The following is a 24,243-nucleotide window of genomic DNA, read 5'->3' as shown; positions in this document are numbered from 1 at the left end:
CAGGTTACCCACGTGTTACTCACCCGTCCGCCACTATCTTCTCAGTGGAAGCAAGCTTCCATAGAAAAGACCGTTCGACTTGCATGTATTAGGCACGCCGCCAGCGTTCGTCCTGAGCCAGGATCAAACTCTCATGTAAATGTGGACTCTTGTACAGAAATCCTACACGTTAAGCTGATTGCTCTTAATTTTTTGCTGACTTTATGTTTGCGATACAAAGTATCGTCTTCGTTTGCTTCGACCTAAGTCTAAGCTCCTTGCACATTTGGTTCGTTCATTCTTTATTCAGTTTTCAAAGGTCAATCGTGTATCACGTGTTACGTGATTGCTTATTTATAATACCACTTGACCAGTTCGTTGTCAACGTCTTTTCGAAATATTTTTTGACGATATTTCAAACATTTTCGAACTGCAGTAGCAACTCTTATATATTATCAAATCTAGAATCATCTGTCAACAACTATTTTCCATCGGGACAAAAGATTAATTTGACAACTTAAACAGTCTACCATCCGACAGACGCTCTGTCAACAATAAAAAGGAATATTTTTTAACAATGGGCTGCCAATTTTTCCCGAAACCGCAGACAAAAAGATTCCACAGAATAGTTGCGGATATTATAGTCAGTTTGTTCGTCAAGGAGGAATTGTTTTGACCATCATTGCTTATGTATCCATCTTTTATTTCGGATCCATTTTCGGATCCTTCTTCACTGTCCTGGGAACGCGTATTCCCATCAAAGAAAACTTCACCACTAAACGATCACACTGCGTCGCTTGTCAGCACACTCTGCAGACCAAAGATCTTTTTCCAATTTTTTCTTATGTATGCCACCGCGGGAAATGTGCGTACTGCACAACAAAAATAGACGCGCTGTATTTCACTTCAGAAATCATCTCCGGCTTCTTGGCATGTCTGCTCTATTATTTCTACGCAACAGACGTATTGCAGTTGGTCGCTCTCGCCTCTGTATTCTCTCTGTTGCTGGTCATATCGATTGCCGATTATCTCTATCTGTTGATTCCCGATCGCTTCCAGCTCTTATTGTTGTTTGGTGTCGTGTTTCGCCAAGCCGTGCTTCCGGTTGCGGATTGGTCGGCAGCCTTCATCAGTTTCTTTGTGATTTTTTCCTTGTTGTTTTTCACATGTCTCGCTCTTCCTGACGGGATCGGGGGCGGCGATGTTAAACTGCTTTCGATCTTGAGCTTCACTTTCGGGTTGGAGCCCACCTTGTTCATCATCCTGTTGGCCAGTTTCTCCGCGGGTTCCTATTTTCTGCACACTCACATGACGAAAGGCAGCTCCTTGCAGCGCAGAGTGCCTTTCGGGCCCTTCCTAGCCGCTGCTGCTGTCGTTGTGCACTTTGCGCAAGTGCTTTTGATCCATTAATGCCTCTTTGATTCCATATAGGAATTGAATTTATGCATAGAAATAACCCGTCAAAACCATTTTGACGAGGAAAATTAGTTCAAATAATAGTCAGAAAAACCGCCAAAACCACATCGGCGGGGAAAATCGTCCGTGGACAACATGATATTCTCCGCCAAACCCATTTTCGCGGGGAATTGCGCCACCAAATTCGAATCCCAGACTGGAAAATCATACCACCGAACAGCAAAAAAACGTCCTGGAAAAGCAATTTGCTTTTCCAAGACGTTTTTTTTATCCTCTGTAATCAGATAGGTTAGAACCTGTTTCTGCTGTATCAGTGATGCTATAGACGCTCTCACTTTCAGCTTCGACGGCTTTCGGCTCCATCTTACGGTAGCGGGCCATACCTGTACCAGCAGGAATGATCTTACCGATGATAACATTCTCTTTAAGACCCAATAAGGAGTCTTTCTTGCCGCGGATCGCAGCATCCGTCAGGACACGAGTCGTTTCTTGGAAGGAAGCAGCAGACAAGAAGCTGTTTGTTTCCAAGGACGCTTTTGTGATACCCAACAAGACTGGACGGGCTGTTGCTGGAACTTCCCCAGCGTTGATGACAGAACGGTTACGGTCTTCGAAATCTGAGATATCCATCAGTGTACCTGGCAAGATATCTGTTGAACCCGGATCCATAACGCGGACTTTACGCAACATTTGACGGACCATAACTTCGATATGCTTGTCGCCGATTTCTACCCCTTGCATACGGTATACTTTCTGAACTTCGCGCAACAAGTAAGTCTCAACAGACAGTACATCGCGGACGCGTAGCAAGCTCTTAGGTTCGATGGATCCTTCAGTCAATGGATCACCACGGTGAACGATGTCGCCTTCAGCCACTTTCGTACGTGCAGTGTAAGGGATGGTATACGTTCTTGTATCCGTGATACCTTTGACTGTTACTTCTTTGGAACGATCGGACGCACTTTCATCGATGGAGACAACTTCCCCGGTAACTTCTGTGATGATCGCTTGCCCTTTCGGATTACGCGCTTCAAAGATTTCTTGGATACGCGGCAAACCTTGTGTGATATCGTCTCCGGCAACCCCACCCGTATGGAATGTACGCATGGTCAATTGAGTACCTGGTTCCCCGATGGATTGGGCAGCGATCGTACCGACTGCTTCACCAACTTCAACATTTGAACCAGTAGCCAAGTTGCGGCCGTAGCAACGTTTGCAGACGCCGTGTCTAGTGTGGCAAGTGAACACGGAACGGATCGTCACTTCTTCGATACCGGCATCAATGATTTCTTTCGCCATATCTTCTGTGATTAATTGGTTATGCACTGCAAGAACGTTGCCGTTCCCAGGATGGATAACTGTTTTTTGAGCATAACGGCCAATCAGACGCTCTTCCAAGTCTTCAATGACTTCATTGCCTTCTCGGATGGAACGGACTATCAGACCACGATCGGTTCCGCAATCGTCTTCACGGATGATGACATCTTGCGCCACGTCAACCAAACGACGTGTCAGGTAACCTGAATCGGCTGTCTTCAAGGCTGTATCGGTCATCCCTTTACGAGCTCCATGGGTAGAGATAAACATTTCCAAAACACTTAGTCCTTCACGGAAGTTCGAAGTGATCGGCAATTCCATGATCTTACCGTTTGGAGCAGCCATCAAACCACGCATACCTGCCAACTGGGTAAAGTTGGAGATGTTACCACGGGCTCCGGAATCACTCATCATGAAGATCGGGTTTTCTTGTCCCAATGTCTTCATCAGTTCGATTTGGATTTCGTCCTTAGCCATGTTCCAAGTCATGATGACGCTGGTGTATCTTTCATCATCAGTGATCAGACCACGACGGAATTGTTTCATGATGTTATCAACTTTTTTGTGGGCTCTTTCCAGGATTTCCGCTTTGGATTCCAATACCAAGATATCGGCGATCCCTACAGTGATACCTGCACGAGTCGAGATTTTGTAACCCAGGTCCTTCATTTTGTCCAGCATCTTCGAAGTTTCCGTTACTTGGAACTTCTTGAATACTGCAGCAATGATGTTCCCAAGATATTTCTTCTTGAACGGTCCGACAATTTCTTGTTTTTTGATGAACGCCGGAATATCTTCGCCGGGTTCGGCAAAATATTTATCCGGAGTCGCAACATCCAAGTTGAATTGAGTCGGTTCATTCAGGTACGGGAATTCATCAGGCATGATTTCGTTGAAGAAGATCTTACCGACTGTCGTTACCAACAGACGGCCTCTTTGCCATTCTGTCCATGGTTTCTTAGGCAACGAATTCGTGCTGATCGCTACTCTTGTATGCAGATGGACAAAGCCACCTTCATAAGCCAGGCCAGCTTCTTCCGCATTGGAGAAGATCATTCCTTCGCCGACTTTATTTATTTCTTCCAGAGTCAGGTAATAGTTACCCAAGACCATATCCTGGGATGGTGTTACGACTGGTTTACCATCTTTTGGATTCAAGATGTTCTGTGCAGCCAGCATCAATAGACGGGCTTCTGCTTGCGCTTCTTCGCCTAGCGGTACGTGGACGGCCATTTGGTCACCATCGAAATCGGCGTTGTAGGCTTCACATACCAACGGGTGAAGACGGATTGCTTTACCTTCGACCAGAACCGGTTCAAACGCTTGGATACCCAAACGGTGAAGCGTCGGTGCGCGGTTCAACAATACGGGATGTTCTCTGATGACATCTTCCAATACATCCCAGACATCGTCGTCCATACGATCAATTTTACGTTTTGCATTTTTGATGTTGCTTGCGATATCGCGGCCTACTAATTCTTTCATCAAAAACGGCTTGAATAATTCAATGGCCATTTCTTTCGGCAATCCGCATTGGTACATTTTTAGGAATGGTCCAACAACGATTACGGAACGACCGGAATAGTCGACACGTTTACCCAGTAAGTTTTGACGGAAACGACCTTGTTTCCCTTTCAACATATGAGAAAGTGATTTCAACGGACGGTTACCTGGTCCTGTTACAGGACGGCCACGACGACCATTATCGATCAAAGCATCGACAGCTTCCTGAAGCATGCGTTTTTCATTTTGGACGATGATGTTTGGTGCGTTTAGATCCAATAAGCGTTTCAAACGATTGTTACGGTTGATGACGCGACGATACAGATCGTTCAAGTCACTCGTAGCGAAACGTCCGCCTTCCAATTGCACCATCGGACGCAAATCTGGAGGGATAACCGGGATTACATCCATGATCATCCAGCTAGGTTTATTTCCTGAAGAACGGAAAGCATCCAGGATGTCCAAACGACGGATTGCACGCGTACGTTTTTGTCCAGTCGCGGATTTCAAGTCTTCTTTTAATTGTTCACATTCAGTATCGACATCGACGCGATCAAGCAATTGCTTGATGGCTTCCGCACCCATGGCCGCATGGAAACTATTTCCGAATTGCGCCCGTTTGTCACGGTATTCTCTTTCCGTCAGCAACTGTTTCGATTCCAACACAGTGTCACCTGGTTCGATGACAACGTATGAAGCGAAGTAAATGATTTCTTCCAACGCGCGCGGACTCATATCCAATACAAGCCCCATACGGCTAGGAATCCCTTTGAAGTACCATACATGGGTTACAGGAGCAGCCAATTCGATATGGCCCATTCTTTCACGACGGACCTTAGCGCGGGTTACTTCAACGCCACAGCGATCGCAAACGATCCCTTTGTAACGGATACCATTGTATTTACCACATGAACATTTCCAGTCCTTTTGCGGTCCAAAAATTCTCTCACAGAACAAACCTTCTTTTTCAGGTTTCAGTGTTCTGTAGTTGATTGTTTCTGGTTTTTTAACTTCCCCGTAAGACCAGCTACGGATCTTATCAGGAGAAGCCAAAGAGATTTGCATACTTTCAAATTTATTAACGTCTATCAAGGGGCCAACCTCCCTTTATTCTTTGAGCTGCCCAAAATGCTCTATCTGCGTTTCTCGTGAGGCAATGCGCTTTGATCAAACATGCACCCGAACGCCTCAGCAGCGTCCGGGAACACGAATTAGTCTCTCTTCATTGCTTCAGATTGTTTATTTAATCTTTCCATATTCACAACATCGTCTTCTTCATCCATGTCGCGTAATTCGATTTCTTCTTCTGCTTCATCAAGCACTTTCATATCCAATCCGAGTGCTTGCAATTCTTTCACCAATACGCGGAATGATTCAGGTACACCTGGACGAGGAATTGTTTCGCCTTTGACGATCGCTTCGTATGTTTTCACACGACCGACAACATCATCTGATTTGTATGTCAAGATTTCTTGCAATGTATAGGCAGCACCATAAGCTTCCAGTGCCCAAACTTCCATCTCTCCGAAACGTTGTCCACCGAACTGAGCTTTACCACCCAACGGCTGTTGCGTAACTAAAGAGTATGGTCCAGTTGAACGAGCATGCAATTTATCATCAACCATGTGGGACAGTTTCAGATAGTACATGACGCCGACAGATACACGGTTATCGAATGGTTGACCTGTACGGCCATCATAAAGGATCGTCTTGGCATCGTTCGCCATACCGGCTTCAGCCACTGTACCCCAAACGTCATCTTCATCCGCTCCATCAAATACTGGAGATGCGACGTAGATGCCTAACGAACGGGCAGCCATGCCTAAGTGAAGTTCCAATACTTGTCCGATGTTCATACGCGATGGTACCCCAAGAGGGTTCAACATGATGTCAACAGGAGTGCCGTCTGGCATATATGGCATATCTTCTTCAGGCATGATACGGGATACAACCCCTTTGTTACCATGACGTCCGGCCATTTTATCCCCTTCGTTGATCTTACGTTTTTGAACGATATAGACACGCACCAACAGATTCACGCCAGGTGACAATTCGTCCCCTGCTTCACGAGTAAAGATCTTCACATCGTGGACGATACCGCCGCCGCCGTGAGGAACACGTAACGATGTATCGCGCACTTCGCGGGCTTTTTCACCGAAGATGGCGTGCAACAGACGTTCTTCAGCTGACAGTTCCGTCATCCCTTTAGGAGTGACTTTACCGACCAGAATATCTCCGTCTTTGACTTCCGCACCGATGCGGATGATGCCGCGCTCGTCAAGATCTTTCAAAGCATCTTCGCCGACGTTAGGCAATTCGCGGGTGATTTCTTCAGGTCCAAGTTTCGTATCACGTGCTTCTGATTCGTATTCTTCGATATGGATAGAAGTGTACACATCATCACGCACAAGACGTTCGTTCATGATAACAGCATCCTCGTAGTTGTAACCTTCCCAAGTCATGAAGGCAACCAAAACGTTCTGTCCAAGAGCCATTTCGCCCTTTTCCATAGACGGGCCATCCGCTAATGTCTCGCCGACATCGACACGGTCGCCTAAAGCTACGATTGGACGTTGGTTATAGCAAGTTCCTGAGTTGGAACGTTGGAACTTGATGATTTCGTATTTATCCAAAGCACCATTGTCACGACGGACACGGATTTCTTTGGCATCCACGTATTCAACCACACCATCATTCTGGCACAACAGAGCTGCACCTGAGTCATGAGCGGCTTTGTATTCCATCCCGGTACCGACAAACGGTGCTTGCGGGTTGATCAACGGCACAGCTTGACGTTGCATGTTGGCACCCATCAAAGCACGGTTGGAGTCATCGTTTTCCAAGAACGGAATGCAGGCTGTCGCTACAGCAACTACTTGTTTTGGAGAAACGTCCATGTAATCGACGCGTTCGATCGGAACTTCCAAGTTGTCATGGATATAACGGGCCATGACGATATTGTTTGCGAAGCTTCCATCTTCCAATAGGACCGAGTTAGCTTGTGCAACAGTGAAGTTATCTTCTTCGTCAGCGGTCAAGTAGTCGATGATATTAGTAACTTTGTGCGTGTTCCAGTCGACACGACGGTATGGCGTTTCAATGAAGCCATATTTGTTGATTTTTGCATAACTGGACAAGCTATTGATCAGTCCGATATTCGGGCCCTCAGGCGTTTCGATTGGACACATACGGCCATAATGGGAATAGTGAACATCTCGGACTTCATATCCGGCACGGTCTCTCGTCAAACCGCCGGGTCCTAAGGCAGAAAGACGACGTTTGTGCGTCAATTCGCCCAATGGATTCGTTTGGTCCATGAACTGTGACAATTGGGATGAACCAAAGAATTCTTTGATTGCAGCCACTACAGGGCGGATGTTGATCAATTGTTGCGGCGTTACGGTAGAAACATCCTGGATGGACATTCTTTCGCGCACGACACGCTCCATCCGTGATAAACCGATACGGAATTGGTTCTGCAACAACTCTCCGACTGAACGGATACGTCTGTTCCCCAAGTGGTCGATGTCGTCCGTTGTTCCCAATCCTTCAGTAAGGTTGAAGAAGTAGTTCATGGAAGCAAAGATGTCGGCAGTCGTCAGATGTTTGATATCGTCAGCAATTTCGGAATTTCCGATGATGTTGATGACTTTTTCAGGGTCTTTCTTAGAGTAGACTTTCACTACTTGCATAACAACAGGATCAGTCACAACGCCATCGTCAGAAGGATACAATGTCACTTGGTTCAAGCCATTGTCCAAATAAGGCGTTAAGCGTTCCATCATGCCGCGGTCCAATTCAGTCCCTTTTTCTGCGATGATTTCACCTGTTTCAGGATCGACCAATGTTTCAGCCAATATCTGGTTGTACAAGCGTGTTTTGACATTCAATTTTTTATTTACTTTATAGCGTCCAACAGGAGCCATATCATATCTTCTTGGATCGAAGAAACGGGCATTCAGCAAGTTACGTGAGCTGTCGGCCGTTTTCGGTTCACCTGGACGAAGTCTCTCGTAGACGTCTTTCAACGCTTCTTCTGTTCTGGAGTCCGATGCGTTTTTATGCACGTCTTTTTCCATAGTCAAACGTAAGCTTTCGTGGTCGCCGAAGATTTCAAGAATCTGATCATCCGAACCGAATCCCAATGCGCGGACCAATACGGTCAACGGGATTTTTCTGGTGCGATCGATACGGACGTAAGAGATGTCTTTCGCATCTGTTTCATATTCCAACCATGCGCCACGGTTAGGAATCAATGTGTTTCCGAAGCTTTCTTTTCCGTTTTTGTCCATCTTGTTATGGAAATACACACCCGGAGAACGAACCAATTGGGAGACGATAACACGTTCCGCTCCGTTGATGATGAAGGTACCCATGTCTGTCATTAATGGGAAGTCACCGAAGAAAACTTCCTGGTCTTTGATTTCGCCTGTTTCTTTGTTGATCAAACGCAGTTTTACATAAATCGGTGCCGAGTAGTTGGCATCATGTGCACGTGCTTCTGAAACAGTGTATTTTGGATCATGGAATTCATAGTCGACAAATTCCAATGCTAAGTTCCCTGTGTGATCTTCGATCGGCGTGATGTCCTTGAACATCTCTTTGATCCCAGTTTCCAGGAACCATTCATAAGAATCCGATTGAATCTCAATCAGGTTAGGAAGCTCTAACACTTCACTGATACGCGAATAACTTCTGCGGGTACGTTGTTTCCCGAATTTTTCATTATGCCCTAACAACTTCTTCACCCCTACTTAAATTTAGACATTTAGCGACAACACACTCTTATGTTGCGTTTTCGCAACAAGTGTTACGTTTTTGTTACATATACATTCCGCAACGTTTTTTTGGCAAAAAAAACCAAAAGAAGGTTGCAATTTCTGAGAAAATTACTCTTTCTTTTGTTTTCTGCCTCGAAAAGCGCGTCTGGACAATATTTCAGTCGCGTTTTCTGAATTATCTTATGCGTCTATATTACCTTACTATTCTACACACATGGATTTCATTTGTCAACAGCCTTCTACTCGTATCCGGAGCGATCCGGGACGCGCATTAAGCCTTGACCGACTGGATGATCCAATATCCTTTGTCGCGTGCGATGACTTCGACATTCCCGAAGACATCCAGCATTTTCTGTTCAGCACTCGGCGCGCCTTGCTTCTTTTGGATAACCACAGTCAGCGTGCCACCCGGCAAGAGATGCGTGTGTGCTTCCGACAGGATACGATGGACGACTTGCTTCCCGGCGCGGATCGGCGGATTGCTGACGATTGCAGCGAATTGCCTTCCTTCCGGTACTTGGTCATAGGTATTCGATTCGTAGACTTTCACATTGCGGATGTTGTTGGCTTCCGCATTTCTGCGTGCCAAAGACATAGCCCGCTCGTTTACGTCCACCATCTCCACCAACCTGGCAGGATAAGCATGCGCGAGCGCAAGCCCCATCGGACCGTAACCGCAGCCGACATCGAGGATATCCCCGGCCACTTCCTCATTCAAGCGGAAGCTTTCGATCAACAAGCGCGAACCGAAATCGACCGTTTTTTTGGAGAAGACGCCGCTGTCCGAGATAAAACGGAATTCACGATCCCGCAAAGGGAACGTCCAGGAAGTTTCTTTGCTTTCGGTTTCAGGGTTCTTTGTGTAGTAATGATTTGACATATTTCCAACTCCTTCTGACGGAAGTCCGATACTGCACGGAAAATATAAGAAAAGCCAGGATAATTGCTTATCCTGGCTAGTCTATTTACACAATCAAGAATTGTGTTTCTGTAGAAATAATCTTTTGAAAAAAGATTATTTAATTGTTACAGAAGCGCCAACTTCTTCTAATTGAGCTTTCAATGCTTCAGCATCTTCTTTAGATACAGCTTCTTTGATAACGCCAGGAGCGCCGTCAACTAGAGCTTTAGCTTCTTTCAAGCCTAGGCCTGTAGCTTCACGTACAACTTTGATTACTTTGATTTTTGAATCGCCAGTTGAAGTTAATTCAACGTTGAATTCAGTTTGCTCTTCTTCAGCTGCCGCTACTGCACCTGCTGCTGCTACTGGAGCTGCAGCTGTTACGCCGAATTCTTCTTCGATAGCTTTTACTAAGTCGTTTAATTCTAAAACTGTTGCTACTTTGATGTCAGCAATGATTGCTTCGATGTTTAATGACATTTTGTGTTCCTCCGTTTTTGGTTTAAGTTTTTTTGTGCCTCCGACAGGAAGCTTGTGTTTCATTTTTCAACAGAACTGCAAATTATGCAGCTTCGCCGTCTTTCTCGGATACAGCTTTAATAGCCAACGCAAAGTTGCGGACTGGAGCTTGTAATACTGAAAGTAACATAGAAAGCATACCTTCGCGGTTTGGTAGTTTTGCCAAAGCTTCGATTTCTTCTTTAGAAGAAACGTTACCTTCAACGATACCACCTTTGATTTCTAGTTTATCAGCAGTTTTTGCGAATTCAGCCATAATTTTGGCTGGAGCAACAACATCTTCAGAACTGAATGCAACAGCAGTAGGTCCTTTGAAAATGCTTTCCATTCCTTCCAAACCTGCAGCGACAGCAGCACGTATCATTAGAGAGTTTTTGATAACTTTCATTTCTACGCCAGCTTCACGCAATTGTTTTCTTAATTCAGTCACCTGTTCAACAGTAAGACCTAAATAATCAACAACGACTACAGATGCGGATTCTTGGATTTTTGTTGTCAGTTCTTCAACCAACAGTTGTTTTTTTGCAATAGCAGCTTCACTCATCTTATATTTCACCCCCTGGATTTTATGATAGAATTTCTTGTAAAAACAAAAAACTCTATGTCACCTAGACATAGAGGATCCATAAATATCTCATTGGATTCTTCCTCGGCAGGTATATTAAGGCTCGCACCCCCTGCTGTCTTCGGTAGCATATATTAACCTCAACGACTATACCAAAGATAGTCGTTCAGGTCAAGGTTTTTTTATAAAGAGCTTGCGTCCACTTTAACGCCAGGTCCAAATGTAGTTGTTACACTTACATTTTTAATGTATTGGCCTTTAGCAGTTGCTGGTTTAGCTTTCACGATTACATCGTTGATCGTACGGAAGTTTTCCAACAATTTAGCATCGTCGAATGATACTTTACCGATAGGAACGTGGATGTTACCAGCTTTGTCAGCACGGTATGTAACTTTACCAGCTTTGATTTCGTCAATAGCTTTCGTTACGTCCATTGTTACAGTACCTGTTTTAGGGTTTGGCATCAAGCCTTTAGGTCCCAATACACGACCCAAACGTCCAACTTCACCCATCATGTCAGGAGTTGCAACGACAACATCAAAGTCAAACCATCCGCCTTGGATTTTTTGAACCATGTCTGCGTCGCCTACGTAGTCTGCACCAGCAGCTTCAGCTTCTTTAGCTTTTTCGCCTTTAGCGAACACTAAAACGCGTTGTGTTTTACCAGTTCCGTTTGGAAGCACGACTGCTCCACGGATTTGTTGATCATTTTTACGAGTGTCGATCCCTAAACGGTAAGCGACCTCAACAGTTGCGTCGAATTTTGCAAAATCGACTTCTTTCGCTAATGCTACTGCTTCTTCTACTGAATATGATTTAGTAGAATCCACTTTTTTGGCAGCATCTTGGAATTTTTTACTTTTTTTAGCCATTGAATTTTCCTCCTAGATTGTGGTTTTAACGGATTAACCTCCCACGTGTGGCCAAAAACGTCTAACGAGCGTTCGGAAGGCCACATGAGAAGCTGCCTTTTGAATTAGTCTTGAACTGTAATACCCATTGAACGGGCAGTACCTTCGACCATACGCATAGCAGCTTCTACGTCTGCTGCATTTAAGTCTACCATTTTTGTTTCAGCGATTTCTTTAACTTGGTCACGTGTTACGGTACCAACTTTTTTCTTGTTCGGTTCGCCTGAACCTGATTCGATACCTGCAGCTTTTTTCAACAATACTGGAGCTGGAGGAGTTTTAGTAATGAAGGTGAATGAACGATCTTCATATACAGAAATGACAACGGGAATGATCATACCTGCTTGGTCAGCTGTACGTGCATTGAATTCTTTACAGAATCCCATGATGTTTACTTGTGCTTGACCCAAAGCTGGACCTACTGGTGGAGCAGGAGATGCTTTACCTGCAGGAATTTGTAACTTAACTAATTTAACAACTTTTTTAGCCACGAGACATACCTCCTTGATTGTTCGTGATGTGGTTTAATGGGGTTAAGATTTCCCCTCCCACTCAATCCATACGCCTGAACGTACCGATATATTATATCAGTACACCCAAATTAATGCAATAGTTTTTTAGCTACCATCTAAATTTTTCTAACCGTTTTAGCGCATCACCTTTGGTGACCTACAAGTTTGAAAAATAATCCATCCTCTTAAAGCGATGGCTAGCTTCACGGGTTAGCCCTTCGGAAAGGATAAAGGAACCCCTTGTCTCTGCGAGCCAAGGATACTGTTCGACTAACCTGCTAACGCAGGAAGTCTCTCAGCATATTGCGCTCTACGATGCTCAGTTGCATGGGACTCTTAGGGATTCATCCCTTAGAGTCCCCCAGTACAAGGTGACCGTAGGGAACGTTGCATGGCACGATTTCCTAAATTTCTTCCAGGGCTGGACGAACCCGTTCCGCTTTTACTATCCTTTATCTACTTGGTCGTAATCCAGTTCCGCAATCGTTTCGCGGCCGAACATTTCGATCATGACTTTCAACTTGCCTTTGTCACTATCCACTTCTTCAACGAACCCTGACAAGCCATTGAATGCGCCATCAGTGATGGTGACAGGCTCGCCTTTTTCGAATTTCACGTCGTGCATACGTGTGCTCATGCCCATGCGCTTCAGAATAACTTCGATTTCTTCATTCAATAAAGCGGACGGCTTGCTGCCCGCTCCATGCGATCCGACGAAACCGGTAACGCCCGGTGTATTACGGACAACGAACCACGCTTCATCAGACATGATCATCTCAACCAATACGTAACCAGGGAAGGTTTTTTGCGTAGTCGCCTTCTCTTTGCCGTCCTTCACTTCCACTTGCTCTTCTTCCGGGATGACGACGCGGAAGATATGGTCTTCCATGTTCATGCTTTGCGCACGCGATTCGATGTTCAGTTTTACTTTGTTCTCATAACCTGAATAAGTGTGCAATACATACCATTGTTTTTCGTTTTCGATCGTTTCCATTTCTGCATCTTCTTTCTTGGTGGATTTTTATTTGACTTCGTTTTTTGTAAACAAAAAAACCTTCCTGTCTTTGAAAGGTTCCTTCTGTACGGCGTTAACATTATAGCATCACGAAGACCGTATGGCTACAAATCTTCTTTTAATTTAAGATTAAATCCATTGCCTCTGTGATCCCAAAATCTACTGCGGCAAAAAATATTCCGAATAGAATGGTTGTAACGACTACCGTATTTGTATATTTTGCTAATTCCTTACCAGTCGGCCAAGTCACTTGCTTCATTTCATCCGCTACGCTCTTCAGAAATTTCATGCTTATCCTCCTACTATATGTTGCCAGTTTCGTCTTTATTTCGTTTCTTTGTGCAAGGTATGCTTTCCGCAGTACCGGCAAAATTTCTTGACTTCCAAACGTTCTGTACGACCTTTTTCAGTAGGTGTGATGGTGTAGTTCCTTGATCCACATACGGTACAGGCTAATGCGGCTTTTCTTATAGCCATGTCGCTCACCTATTTTCTCTCTATTTGTGTACACAATACAAGCTAATATTAGAGCGCCTGCCCCAAATAGTCAACCTTTTTATTTTTGCGGATACGCCCAAAAACACAAAAAGGCCTCCGGTTCTGAGACCGGAAACCTTTTTGTTGCGCTATTCATTTCTGCATTACCTTATCCGCGTTGAATCTTACTTCTTATTGAACTGTAACGATTGCATCGCCAAGATCTACAGTACCTTCTGCAACAACTTCAATATTTTTGTAATTGAAAGTGTTTGTGATTACCATAGGAGTAGTTGTCTTGTAACCGGAAGCTTTGATGAAGTCGATATCGAAATCAACCAATTTGTCTCCCACTTCAACAAAATCTCCAGCCTTAACATAAGTGGTGAAACCTTCACCTTTCAGATTGACTGTATCCAATCCGATATGGATCAAAATTTCAACACCTTCGTCCGATTCAAGACCGATAGCATGCTTCGTATCGAAAACCATGACGACTTTACCGTTAATCGGCGAAACAACTTCACCGACTGCAGGTTCGATTGCGATCCCTTTACCCAATGCTTCACTAGCGAAGGCAGCATCATCCACTTGCGTCAATGGAATGGCGATACCAGCGATAGGCGAACGCAAAGTAGTGGCAACTGTCGCTTTTTCTTCAGCAGCAGGTGCTTCTGGTGTTACTGTTGCTTTTTCTTCTGTTTTTTCAACAGCCTTCAGACCATAGTATTCTTCTTTGGAAGGCAGTTTTGCGGCACTGCCGCTTTCAATGAATTCTTCCAGGTTTGATTTGATGTTAGAAACTTTCGGTCCGTAAACAACTTGAACGCCGTTTCCTTTATGGATGACGCCGGAAGCTCCCGTGCCCTTCAATAATTCTGCATCAACCAAATCTCCGTTTGCTACAGTTGTACGCAGACGTGTCGCACAGCTGTCGACGTCGACGATGTTCGCTGCGCCACCCAGACCATAAATGATGGAAGCAGACATTTCATCCGTTTCATTTTTCACGATTGACGCAACATCTGTAGCGCCTTCTTGCGCTTTCGCATTCATGTCAGCACGTGTATACAGCTTCACTTCAGTCGAATCATCTTCACGACCCGGAGTCTTGTAGTTGAACTTCTTGATCAAGAACGAGAACAGGAAGTAGTAGACTACGAAGTAAACAAGACCGATGATGACGATCCAGATCCAGTTCGTTTTGGCATTCCCTTGCAGGATACCGTACAAGAACATATCGATGAATCCACCTGAGAAAGTCATGCCGACACCTACGCTGAACATATGCATCAGCATATAAGCAACACCGGCCAAAGCAGCATGGATGATATATAACGGTGTAGCAACAAATAAGAATGTGAATTCCAGCGGTTCAGTGATACCTGTAAGCATGGAAGTCAAGGCAGCAGACAACAAAAGTCCGCCGGCTTCTTTTCTTTTTTCTGGTTTAGCTGTGCGGTACATCGCTAAAGCAGCACCAGGCAATCCGAAGATCATCAACGGGAATTTACCTGACATGAAACGTGTAGCGGCAACACTGAAGACAGTTGTGTCAGGATCAGCTAATTGCGCGAAGAAGATGTTTTGTGCACCTTCGACCATTTTTCCGCCGACTTCCATCGTTCCGCCCACTGCTGTTTGCCAGAAAGGCAAATAGAATACGTGGTGAAGACCGAAAGGAATCAACGCACGCTCCATGAAACCATAGAGCCATGTTCCTGCATAACCGGAACCTTGTACCAAAGCACCGATCGCATTGATGCCTTCTTGCACTGGCGGCCAGATGTAAACCATCAGGATACCTACGAACAAGTAGACGATCGATGAAATGATCGGAACAAAACGAGTGCCTTCAAAGAATGAAAGAGCAGCTGGTAATTGAATTTTATAAAAGCGATTATGAAGTGCAGCAACACCCAAACCGACGATCATACCTCCAAAAACACCCATTTGCAATGACTCGATACCCAATACGTTTGAGATTGATCCTTCGATGAACTGATCTGCTCCGCCACGCGCTACGATCATAGCGCCGATGGATGAATGCATGATCAGGAAGGCGATGACAGCCGCCAAAGATGCAGTCGCTTTTTCAGCTTTCGCCATACCAATGGCACAGCCGACAGCGAAGATCAACGGCAAGTTACCAAACACAACCGATCCAGCTTGGTTCATTACGTTCAGTACATCATAAATGAATGTCCCTTGACCCATCAGTTCCGTTAAACCATATGTTTCTAGTGTCGTAGCATTAGTAAATGACCCACCGATACCCAAAAAGAGTCCGGCTACTGGTAAAATGGCGATTGGCAGCATGAACGAACGGCCAACACGCTGTAACACACCAAAAAGTTTGTCCTTCATTTTTAATCCTCCAAATACGGACAAGGAAAGTTACGCTGCGGAACATGCTGACCCGCTCCGATCGCAACTGACCTCGTTCTCTTTATTTAAGCGGATGGAAAATGCAGGAGATGAATATAGCGCTTTCTTGCTCAATAAATGAAGATTCCGAAAGATAAGACGCTCCGAATCCATAGCCATTATAACGCAACTGGCTTTTCATTAAAAGTAAGAAGTAACATTTCGGACACATATTTAAAAGCTTTTTTGAAAACGCCATTATGAAAACGTTTCATTGTATAGTCATGTTAAATTCAGCAACATTGTGCAAGATTTTTGTTGCGTTTTCACTATTCGGAATCCGTAGCGCCCATAGAGGCTGCCCGCTGGATTGGAGCGGGCCACACTCAAGGAGACAGCCTCCAAATCCGTTGCCCGCAGATGTGTCAACATCCGCTCCAGCAGCGCCTTCCCGATGCCACCTCCGCGGAAAGCCGGCAACACCGCAAGCATGAGCTCCGGCACGTCTGCGCGGACGAAGCCATAGCCTTTTTGCTCAGTCGTTGCAAAACGGATCCACACCGCCCCGACCGCTTCACCCTCGGACAGCGCTATGAATGCTAAATCGCCTTCCTTACCGAAGTCCGCATAGTAGCGCCGGATTGCCCGATCTTCCAATACTTTCCGCGGCAAAAAGCCCCCACCTTTCGGCGAATAGATCGCTTGATAGGTCATTTCCTTCAGGAAAAGCTCGTCTGCCGGAGACCCGGACCTGATTGTGATCATTTCAGGATAAGTGACACAATCAGCAGGATGATCTCCAACCCGTGATAAAGGATCAAGTTTTTGATTGCCAGGTTGAAGGTCGTTGCTTTATCCTGTTTGGCTTTGAAGCGGTGGATGTTGCGCTGTATGATCGGGAAGATCGCCCAGATGAAAAGCATCCAAACCGGATAGATCCCGAACAACACCGAAATGGTCGTTGCAGCGAAAGCCCCATAATACAACCAGGCGTAAAGGCGCACTGCAACCGGCTTCCCGATGTAGAAAGTCAACGTATAGCGGTGATTGGAAATGTCCGTTTCATAGTCGCAGATATTGTTCGCCAACATGATGTTGGCGATGCTGAACACAAGCGGAGCCGACTGCAGCAAGATGATCAGCAGATTCGCGACGCTTCCAGCCAACGTAAAATTCGGCCATTGCAACAAGAGAGTCGCCAGCGTTCCGGCCGGCACGTTTACGAAAACGGCGATGAAGAAGATGCCAAAGCCCATCGTCAGCCCCGAGGCCACTTCACCTAGAGGCATCCGGGAAATCGGAAACGGACCGAATGTATACAGGATCCCGATCGCGAAACAGAGCGCTCCGATCACCAACAGCAATAGATTGGTCCGCGCGGTCAGAATCAAGCCGAGCAACGCCGCGAAGGCAATCATCGAAACGATGATTTTTGCTGCTTGTTTGACGGAAATTCCAGCTTTCCCGAGGATGTTCTCCTCGTCGCGGTAAACCAGATTCTTCGCCTTCACATAGTCCATCGTGTTGTTGATGGCTGTCGTCGCCATATCAAATACGACCATTGCTATGAAGAATAAAATAGTGTTCAGCGCATTAATGCTGCCGAAATGGTAGAGCGTAAACAAGGTTCCGAGCACAAACGGAAACAGGCTGGCCAACTTGGTTTTGATTTCCACAAATTCCAAAAATACAGGTACATTCATCTCATTCACTCCTACTCATTTTCCCAAATATAATCGTCATTCGTCAGTTCAAAATTATCCGCCAAACCGTCCGAAACGTAGACTTTCTTGTCCTTTGTGACAAAAACAGCTTCGATATCGTCCCGTTCGTTGACATAGACCAGACCCGCTTCCATCCCGAGACCGAAGACGAGCGTCGATAAGGCATCCCCATCGATCGATTTATCGGACAGTATCGAAACGCCGGCAATGTCGTTATCGAACGGATAGCCCGTTTCCGGATCCATCAGATGGTGGTAGCTGACGCCATCCACTTCAATGTAACGCTCGTAGATGCCCGAAGTCACGATTGAACGGTCTTTTTGCTTCGTCTTGCCGATCGTTTCCCCACGCGCAGCCAACGGATCCTGGATGCCTACGTTCCAGGACTCCCCTTCACGCAACGGCGATCCCCCAAGCACATAAACGTTACCGCCGAGGTCGATGATGGCGGTCGTCACGCCTTCCTCCACCAGCAGCTCCTTCACTTCGTCGGTAATGTAGCCTTTGGCGATGGCGCCCAAGTCCAACCGCATACCCGCATCAGCCAACTGGACAGTCTGTTCCTTGTCGTCCAGCACGACGCGCTCGTAATCGACCAAAGTCAATGCCGCATCGATTTCGCTCTGTTCCGGCTTTCTGGCATCATCGAAGCCGATATGCCACAGTTCCGTAATCGGTCCGATCGACAAGTCAAAATCCCCATCGGACGCCTCGCTGTAAGCCCAAGCGCTCTTCACCAACGGATAGACATCTTCAGACAGCTCCACCGCCGCCCCTGCCGCGGTATTGACTGCATCGATTTCCGACCCGGGTTCATTTACAGTGATCTTGTCGGCCAGTTCCTCCACGCGGTCGAACGCTTTTTCCAAAACGGCCTCTTTGCCTTCGTCATAGACACGCACCGTCACGTAGGTCCCCATCAGGAATTCCGTTTTCTCATACGGTTCTTTCCGTACAGTCGTTTCTTCTGGCGTGTCGCCATTGCCGCAGCCCCCGAAAATGAGCGCCAGCAGCATTACACCCGAAAGCCCGACTTTATTCATATATTTTTTCATCCATTCACCCCATATCTACATTTAAAAAAAACAGGCAGGAACAAGAACGCTGTCCCTACCTGTCTATGATAATCTTTTTTATTCCTGAATACACCATAAAAGCGGAAACTTGGTTTATTCTTCGACTACGTTGTCGACTTCGATTGGGTCTGTTTCGCCGACTGTCGCTGCATCAACTAACTGTTGTGCATATTTCTTGAATGTTTCGGAAGAATTCGTAGCGCCTGTTACGACTTCCACCGCTTCAGGATCTTGTTTTTCAACCAACTGGTTGTTCAACGCTGGGAAGTACTCAGCAGGACCCAGGCCAACTTTACCTGTCATGTTAGCTTGGTATTCTGCATCTTCAGATTTCTTTTCGCCGGCTTCATTCACGTTCTCATATGTTGAGGCTGTGATTTTTCCGTCCACGACAGTAATCGAGAATTCAGTTTTCCAGCCACGTGTGTCGAAGTTCTTTTCAACCAATGTGTAAGTGCCGTCTTGCAATTCAGCTGCTGTTGAAGAAGCTTCAGAAGAAGACTCAACTACAACTTCAGATGAAGCCGCTGCTGATGATTCCGTTTCAGTTTCTGTGTCGGCACCGCCGCAAGCCGCTAATACGAAAGTTGATGCCAGCAAAAGAGTTGCCGTAGATAACGTTTTCTTAAATTCCATAATCTATCCCACCCTGTTCTTTTTTATGATAGCGGTCAGATATGTGATACCAATCACAAGCTCCCTATATCTTTCCACTTACTTATCATACCATTTGTTACATCTTTAGCCAAATAAAATCTATATATTTAACAAAAAAACCATTATTTTCTAATGTTTTATATTGAAATGAAAAGCTACCCCTTCGTATAACGCAGATGGGTAGCTTCGCTACATATTGCGATAAAGTAATTGCTCAGTTAATTTCGTTAGCGTTTCCTTTACGGGATGATCCGGCAACTTTTTGATCAGTTTCAGCGCTTTCGTCGTGTACTTCTTTGCCAAGGCCTGTGCAGCGAGATTGCCGCCATAGCGTTCCACCAAACCATGGATCTCCGCGAGCTCCGTAGCAGTCACATCCGCCCCCTTGGCGATATAGGCAGCGAACGCTTTACGGTCGGCCTGCATCGCGTACAATACAGGTGCCGTGTAGATACCGTTGCGGAAATCGCTCAGAGCTGGCTTGCCCAAAGTCTTTTCGTCCTGAGTGTAGTCCAACACATCATCCATGACCTGGAAGGCCATGCCGATGTCGTGGCCGATCCGATAGGCCAGTTGCGCCAACTTCTCGTCCTCATCCGATCCGTAGGCACCGGCATAGCAGCTCAACGCAAACAGCTGGGCCGTCTTTCCTTGGATCTGCCGCAAATAATCGCGCATGCGCATGTTCGGATTGTAGCGCATATCCATCTGGTTCAGCTCGCCAATCAGGATGCTCTCCATCCCATTCGTGTCTATTTTCAGCACCGCCGCATCGCCTGCATAAGCAGACAGCAAGCGGAAGCAGACCGTGAAGAGGTAATCCCCCGAATAGACGGCAACCTGATTGCCGAATGCTCTGTTCATCGTCTCCTGGCCTCGGCGGGTACCGGCTTCATCGATGACGTCATCGTGCATCAACGTCGCCGTATGCAACAACTCCACCGCCGCAGCGATCGCCTGCGCCCGTTCCGCATCCCGTTGCGGGGAATAGTAGGAAAACAGCAGGCAATAGGCCGGACGCAGCATTTTTCCGCCTGAAAGCAGCCGGGCGAGGATCGCTTCCCTGACCGCCTGGTTCTTGAGCGTTATGTTTTTTTCCAACAGCTCATTGGTGGCGACCAATTCCTCCTGCAACAGCGGATACTGGTCCCACATCGAATGAATTTTCATACTGAAACTCCTTTTGTTCTGCCCTTAAAGTATTTTTCAGGAGATAATGTCGAGGGCCTCTTCATCGTCCGCGGTCGTCCCTTGGGCACCCCGCACCTCAATAAGCACACGGTTCGGCAGACACATGATTGTCTCCCCGATGCCATCCTTCGCGCCCATGCGCACACACAATTGGTCGTCGCAATCGGCAGAAGTAATCCTGATTTGGGATCCTTCCCGCACGATCACATTCTCATGCCCATGGTCGTCCTGATAGACATAGGTCTCCGTTTTGCCGTCCTCTTTCAGGACAAATTCCTTCACCACTTTGCCGTCCACGCTGATGACTGCGATATTATCCGCGCTATCCGCATTGGCTTGATGATAGGAGAAGACCCCCAACGGCAGGAAGGAAGCCGCCATCAAAAAAAGGATGATGAGCAGGTCGCCCCTACGGATCATTTTCAGGTATTTTCTCATTTCCCGTCCCTCTCTTCTGAAAAGAAAAGGGCTAAGGCAAGTCTCCCCACCTTAACCCTGTTAGATCGTTATTATTGACCGACACCCGGTCTATAGATTGATTTTGTCTTACCATACCACCAGTTGTCAAGTTTCTTCTGGATCCACGGAATCACATAGTAGTCCAACCCGAAGGCTCTGCCTGAACCGTTCATCAAGGAGATGGCCACCGGAATGAACCACATATTCACCCAGTAGAACATACCGGATAAGGAGAACGAGATCACCAAAGCGATCGTTGCGGCATTCGCCAGGAAAGTGAACAAGCCCGCGATGATCGCCAAACCGATCAGCAACTCGACGATCGTCATGAATTTCTGGAAGAACAAAGCCATTTCCGGATTCGGGATCATGACTTGCATGATGCTGTTGAACCACTCAGGCGCTTCTTTGAAGATCATCATCGGTTCTTCACCATACGCATAGCTCAAACCGAATACCGGATGGCTGACAGCAGCAGCCGTGTCGGTTACCGCTTCGGATGCGCCGGTTGTCGCTTCCTTCAGCCATGCAAAAGGCAGGACAACTTCATCGCCGAACCAAGAAGTCGTACCGTACAGCCCGAAAATCTTCTTGAGTGCTTCCCATGTCCACATACTGCCGTAGAAGACACGCAATGGCAGTGCCCAAAGCACATTACCCAAACGGGACAAGTGACCACGGAAGATGTTGCGTTTTTCTTTGATATGGAAGAATTCATGATAAATGTATTGCACGAAATAATAACCTGAACCAATCGTCATGAAGTAGAACAAGTTCACCATGTGTTTCACCAACATTGCTATGAAGCCGCTCAAATGGATTTTGTCCATCAAGTAGGCAACGCCATAACGGGAACCGATCGAAATCATGAATCCTTGATACGTGCCTTTGTGTTCCGTCTTCTCTGTGCCTTCGATAGAAGCGATGATGTTGGCGGCCGCTGTGTGTCCCGTTTGTTCTGCGGATTGCACAATCTGCGGTACTGGCGCGTTGTTTTTGTCAGGCTCTTCGTAGTAGACCAAGTCCCCTGCCAGATAGACGCCTTCGGAATCTTTCGCTTCCATGTATTTATTGGCTACCAAACGGCCCGCTCTTGCTTGCTCGATGCCGTAAGCTGCTGCATCCGTGTTGGCTTTTACCCCTGCCGTCCAAATCAGTGTATGTGTCGGTATGACCGTTCCATCTGACAACTCAACGCTATCCTTTTGAACGTTCGCGACGCCATTGCCTTTGATGATCTGGATACCTTGCTTGCGCATGTATTTCTCAGCTTTTTGTTGTTCCTTTTCGGTAACGACACCCAGAATCTGGGGCGCAGCTTCAACCAGATAAAGGCTGAATTCAGCGGGATCCAATTTGTTGGCCCTAGCCAGTTGGTCTTTCCATTCCATCAAGTCGCCGACAAGTTCCACACCGGTAAAACCTGCTCCACTGACTACAGCAGTCAACATTGCTTTGCGTTTTTCATCATTGTGTTCATTTGAGGCTGCTTCGACTGTATCCTGGATATGACGGCGAATTTTGTTAGCATCTTCCCATGACCACATCGTGAAACCATTCTCATCGACGCCCGGTACGTTGAACGTATTCGGCTCGCCACCCATTGCCAGGATCAGGTAGTCATAGTTGAAGCTGTGGCTGCTTGTCGTGACCACTTTCGCTTCACGGTCCACATGGGTCACTTCATCCGTAATGATATCTACGTTTCTGTTACGGCTGAACAGACGTTGCAGATCGTATTGGATAGCGTCGGGCTGCACACGTCCCGCTGCCACCTCATGCAATTCGGTCATATATGTCTGGTAGGAATGTTTGTCGATCAAGGTGATCAAGACATCCGGATTTTTCTTGAAATGTCGGGATAATTTCTTAGCGGCAGCCACACCGGCGAAACCTGCTCCCACAACCACAATATTCTTTTTGCTCATTTGGCAGTCTCCTTTTTCTATGTCCAGCGCCTCGCAGCGCTCATTCACTTATTTAAAATAACCACATTTATAAGTATAGTGTATTTGTGAATAATTGTCCATGCAAAAAGTGGAAGTAGCAGGAAAAGTTTCTGTATGAGCATTTTTTCATATTTTTCACCTTGTTTTCTTCCTCACGGGTCGGCTTAAAACCTTTCGCATTGGAGAGGTTACCGCAATAAACCACTAGCCTTTCTTATCCCGGTAGACCAATGAAGCCTCATACCACGCTTTCGTCAATTTACTTTTAGCGGACTCCTCCAATTGGAACTGACGAATCGTCGAAACGTGCTCCAACAAGTAATTCGCTGCCACACCGACCGCGATTCCCGAGAAGATGCCGGTAATGGAAAGAATCGGCAAGTAGAGCATCACGCTGAAGGATTGCGCAATCAGGCTCGCCATCGCCAACTGGCCGACATTATGCAAAATCCCGCCGGCAGCACTGATGCCGATCATGCTGACCCGCTTCGGACCCAAAAGTCGGACCAAAAGCATCCCGCCATAACTCAAAAAAGCCCCCGCAAAACTGTACAGGAAGGTCGATAACGTCCCGCCCAACAATGTCGAGATTAACAGCCGCATCCACACGACCTTCAGACTGTCCTTATACGGTAGCGTAAAGATTGCCAACAACGTAATGATGTTCGCCAAACCCAGCTTCGCACCCGGCGCAAACGCGAACGGAAACGGAATCGCCCGCTCCAGCATCGTGATGACCACCCCCTGCGCAGCCAATAATGAAATATAGATCAACCGTTTATTTTTATTCATAAGTTTGTCCTTGCTTATTAAAATTCGTACCTAAAGTGTAGCACAATTGAGCCAAAGAAATGAACTTCGGACATGTATTTCGGGAAAAGAAAAAATACCCCGCCGGAAAGTTTTTCCGGCGAGGCATTATTC

General features: G+C 46.4%; 20 protein-coding genes, 1 rRNA gene and 1 other annotated feature. Of the genes, 1 reads left to right on the top strand and 20 read right to left on the bottom strand.

Going from position 1 to position 24,243, the window contains the following annotated elements:
* Nucleotides 1–139, bottom strand: a 16S ribosomal RNA gene (locus BLV66_RS13165); the annotation flags it as partial.
* A 512-nt stretch (nt 140–651) separates the two neighbouring features.
* Here BLV66_RS13165 and BLV66_RS13160 point away from each other — a divergent pair.
* Complete coding sequence (locus BLV66_RS13160; RefSeq protein ID WP_086986656.1) at nt 652–1,389, top strand: prepilin peptidase; 738 nt, start codon at nt 652–654, stop codon at nt 1,387–1,389.
* A 273-nt stretch (nt 1,390–1,662) separates the two neighbouring features.
* Here the strand turns inward: BLV66_RS13160 and rpoC are convergent, their stop codons facing one another.
* The 19 genes from rpoC to BLV66_RS13060 form a co-directional block, all read right to left on the bottom strand.
* Entirely contained in the window at nt 1,663–5,307 is a 3,645-nt protein-coding gene (gene rpoC, locus BLV66_RS13150) for a DNA-directed RNA polymerase subunit beta' (protein ID WP_086986654.1), read from the bottom strand.
* Nucleotides 5,308–5,426: 119 nt separating this feature from the next.
* Complete coding sequence (rpoB, locus tag BLV66_RS13145) at nt 5,427–8,954, bottom strand: DNA-directed RNA polymerase subunit beta (protein WP_176974279.1); 3,528 nt, start codon at nt 8,952–8,954, stop codon at nt 5,427–5,429.
* Between the two features lie 313 nt (nt 8,955–9,267).
* On the bottom strand, nt 9,268–9,876 hold the full coding sequence (locus BLV66_RS13140) for a class I SAM-dependent methyltransferase (protein ID WP_086986652.1): 609 nt from the start codon (nt 9,874–9,876) through the stop codon (nt 9,268–9,270).
* A 135-nt stretch (nt 9,877–10,011) separates the two neighbouring features.
* Complete coding sequence (gene rplL / locus BLV66_RS13135) at nt 10,012–10,377, bottom strand: 50S ribosomal protein L7/L12 (protein WP_086986651.1); 366 nt, start codon at nt 10,375–10,377, stop codon at nt 10,012–10,014.
* 82 nt (nt 10,378–10,459) lie between these two features.
* The gene (gene rplJ / locus BLV66_RS13130; RefSeq protein ID WP_086986650.1) at nt 10,460–10,960 is read right to left on the bottom strand and encodes a 50S ribosomal protein L10; all 501 of its coding nucleotides are present in this window, start codon (nt 10,958–10,960) and stop codon (nt 10,460–10,462) included.
* 37 nt (nt 10,961–10,997) lie between these two features.
* Nucleotides 10,998–11,124: a sequence feature (ribosomal protein L10 leader region), on the bottom strand.
* 39 nt (nt 11,125–11,163) lie between these two features.
* A complete protein-coding gene (gene rplA, locus BLV66_RS13125; RefSeq protein WP_086986649.1) occupies nt 11,164–11,853 on the bottom strand; it encodes a 50S ribosomal protein L1 in 690 nt (229 codons plus the stop codon).
* A 104-nt stretch (nt 11,854–11,957) separates the two neighbouring features.
* Nucleotides 11,958–12,383 carry a 50S ribosomal protein L11 gene (rplK, locus tag BLV66_RS13120; protein WP_068562458.1) on the bottom strand — a complete coding sequence of 142 codons (426 nt, stop codon included), beginning with the start codon at nt 12,381–12,383 and terminating at the stop codon, nt 11,958–11,960.
* Between the two features lie 466 nt (nt 12,384–12,849).
* Nucleotides 12,850–13,398: a transcription termination/antitermination protein NusG gene (nusG, locus tag BLV66_RS13115; RefSeq protein ID WP_086986648.1), complete on the bottom strand. Its 549-nt coding sequence runs from the start codon at nt 13,396–13,398 to the stop codon at nt 12,850–12,852.
* Between the two features lie 139 nt (nt 13,399–13,537).
* Entirely contained in the window at nt 13,538–13,708 is a 171-nt protein-coding gene (secE, locus tag BLV66_RS13110; RefSeq protein WP_086628826.1) for a preprotein translocase subunit SecE, read from the bottom strand.
* A 35-nt stretch (nt 13,709–13,743) separates the two neighbouring features.
* Entirely contained in the window at nt 13,744–13,896 is a 153-nt protein-coding gene (gene rpmG, locus BLV66_RS13105) for a 50S ribosomal protein L33 (protein WP_072763840.1), read from the bottom strand.
* Nucleotides 13,897–14,088: 192 nt separating this feature from the next.
* Nucleotides 14,089–16,263 carry a PTS sugar transporter subunit IIABC gene (locus tag BLV66_RS13100; protein WP_086986647.1) on the bottom strand — a complete coding sequence of 725 codons (2,175 nt, stop codon included), beginning with the start codon at nt 16,261–16,263 and terminating at the stop codon, nt 14,089–14,091.
* Nucleotides 16,264–16,545: 282 nt separating this feature from the next.
* Nucleotides 16,546–17,028, bottom strand: coding sequence for a GNAT family N-acetyltransferase (locus BLV66_RS13095; protein ID WP_086986646.1), 483 nt, complete (start codon nt 17,026–17,028; stop codon nt 16,546–16,548).
* Nucleotides 17,025–17,966, bottom strand: coding sequence for a 1,4-dihydroxy-2-naphthoate polyprenyltransferase (menA, locus tag BLV66_RS13090; protein WP_086986645.1), 942 nt, complete (start codon nt 17,964–17,966; stop codon nt 17,025–17,027). Before menA ends, BLV66_RS13095 begins: the two co-directional genes overlap by 4 nt.
* An 11-nt stretch (nt 17,967–17,977) precedes the next feature.
* Nucleotides 17,978–19,030 carry an FAD:protein FMN transferase gene (locus tag BLV66_RS13085; protein WP_086986960.1) on the bottom strand — a complete coding sequence of 351 codons (1,053 nt, stop codon included), beginning with the start codon at nt 19,028–19,030 and terminating at the stop codon, nt 17,978–17,980.
* A gap of 126 nt (nt 19,031–19,156) precedes the next feature.
* A complete protein-coding gene (locus BLV66_RS13080) occupies nt 19,157–19,699 on the bottom strand; it encodes an FMN-binding protein (RefSeq protein ID WP_086986644.1) in 543 nt (180 codons plus the stop codon).
* A 210-nt stretch (nt 19,700–19,909) separates the two neighbouring features.
* Nucleotides 19,910–20,890 (bottom strand): polyprenyl synthetase family protein, encoded by a 981-nt coding sequence (locus BLV66_RS13075; RefSeq protein ID WP_086986643.1) that lies wholly within the window; start codon nt 20,888–20,890, stop codon nt 19,910–19,912.
* 36 nt (nt 20,891–20,926) lie between these two features.
* Nucleotides 20,927–21,349: a NusG domain II-containing protein gene (locus tag BLV66_RS13070; RefSeq protein ID WP_086986642.1), complete on the bottom strand. Its 423-nt coding sequence runs from the start codon at nt 21,347–21,349 to the stop codon at nt 20,927–20,929.
* A 71-nt stretch (nt 21,350–21,420) separates the two neighbouring features.
* Nucleotides 21,421–23,298, bottom strand: a complete 1,878-nt coding sequence (locus BLV66_RS13065; RefSeq protein WP_086986641.1) for an NAD(P)/FAD-dependent oxidoreductase — start codon at nt 23,296–23,298, stop codon at nt 21,421–21,423.
* Between the two features lie 225 nt (nt 23,299–23,523).
* On the bottom strand, nt 23,524–24,111 hold the full coding sequence (locus BLV66_RS13060) for a Gx transporter family protein (RefSeq protein WP_086986640.1): 588 nt from the start codon (nt 24,109–24,111) through the stop codon (nt 23,524–23,526).
* Nucleotides 24,112–24,243: the final 132 nt, after the last annotated feature.

The sequence above is a fragment of the Trichococcus collinsii genome, from assembly GCF_900107505.1.
GTDB lineage: Bacteria > Bacillota > Bacilli > Lactobacillales > Aerococcaceae > Trichococcus > Trichococcus collinsii.
Note: the sequence above shows the minus strand (reverse complement) of the source record. Positions and strands in the feature narration are given on the sequence as shown.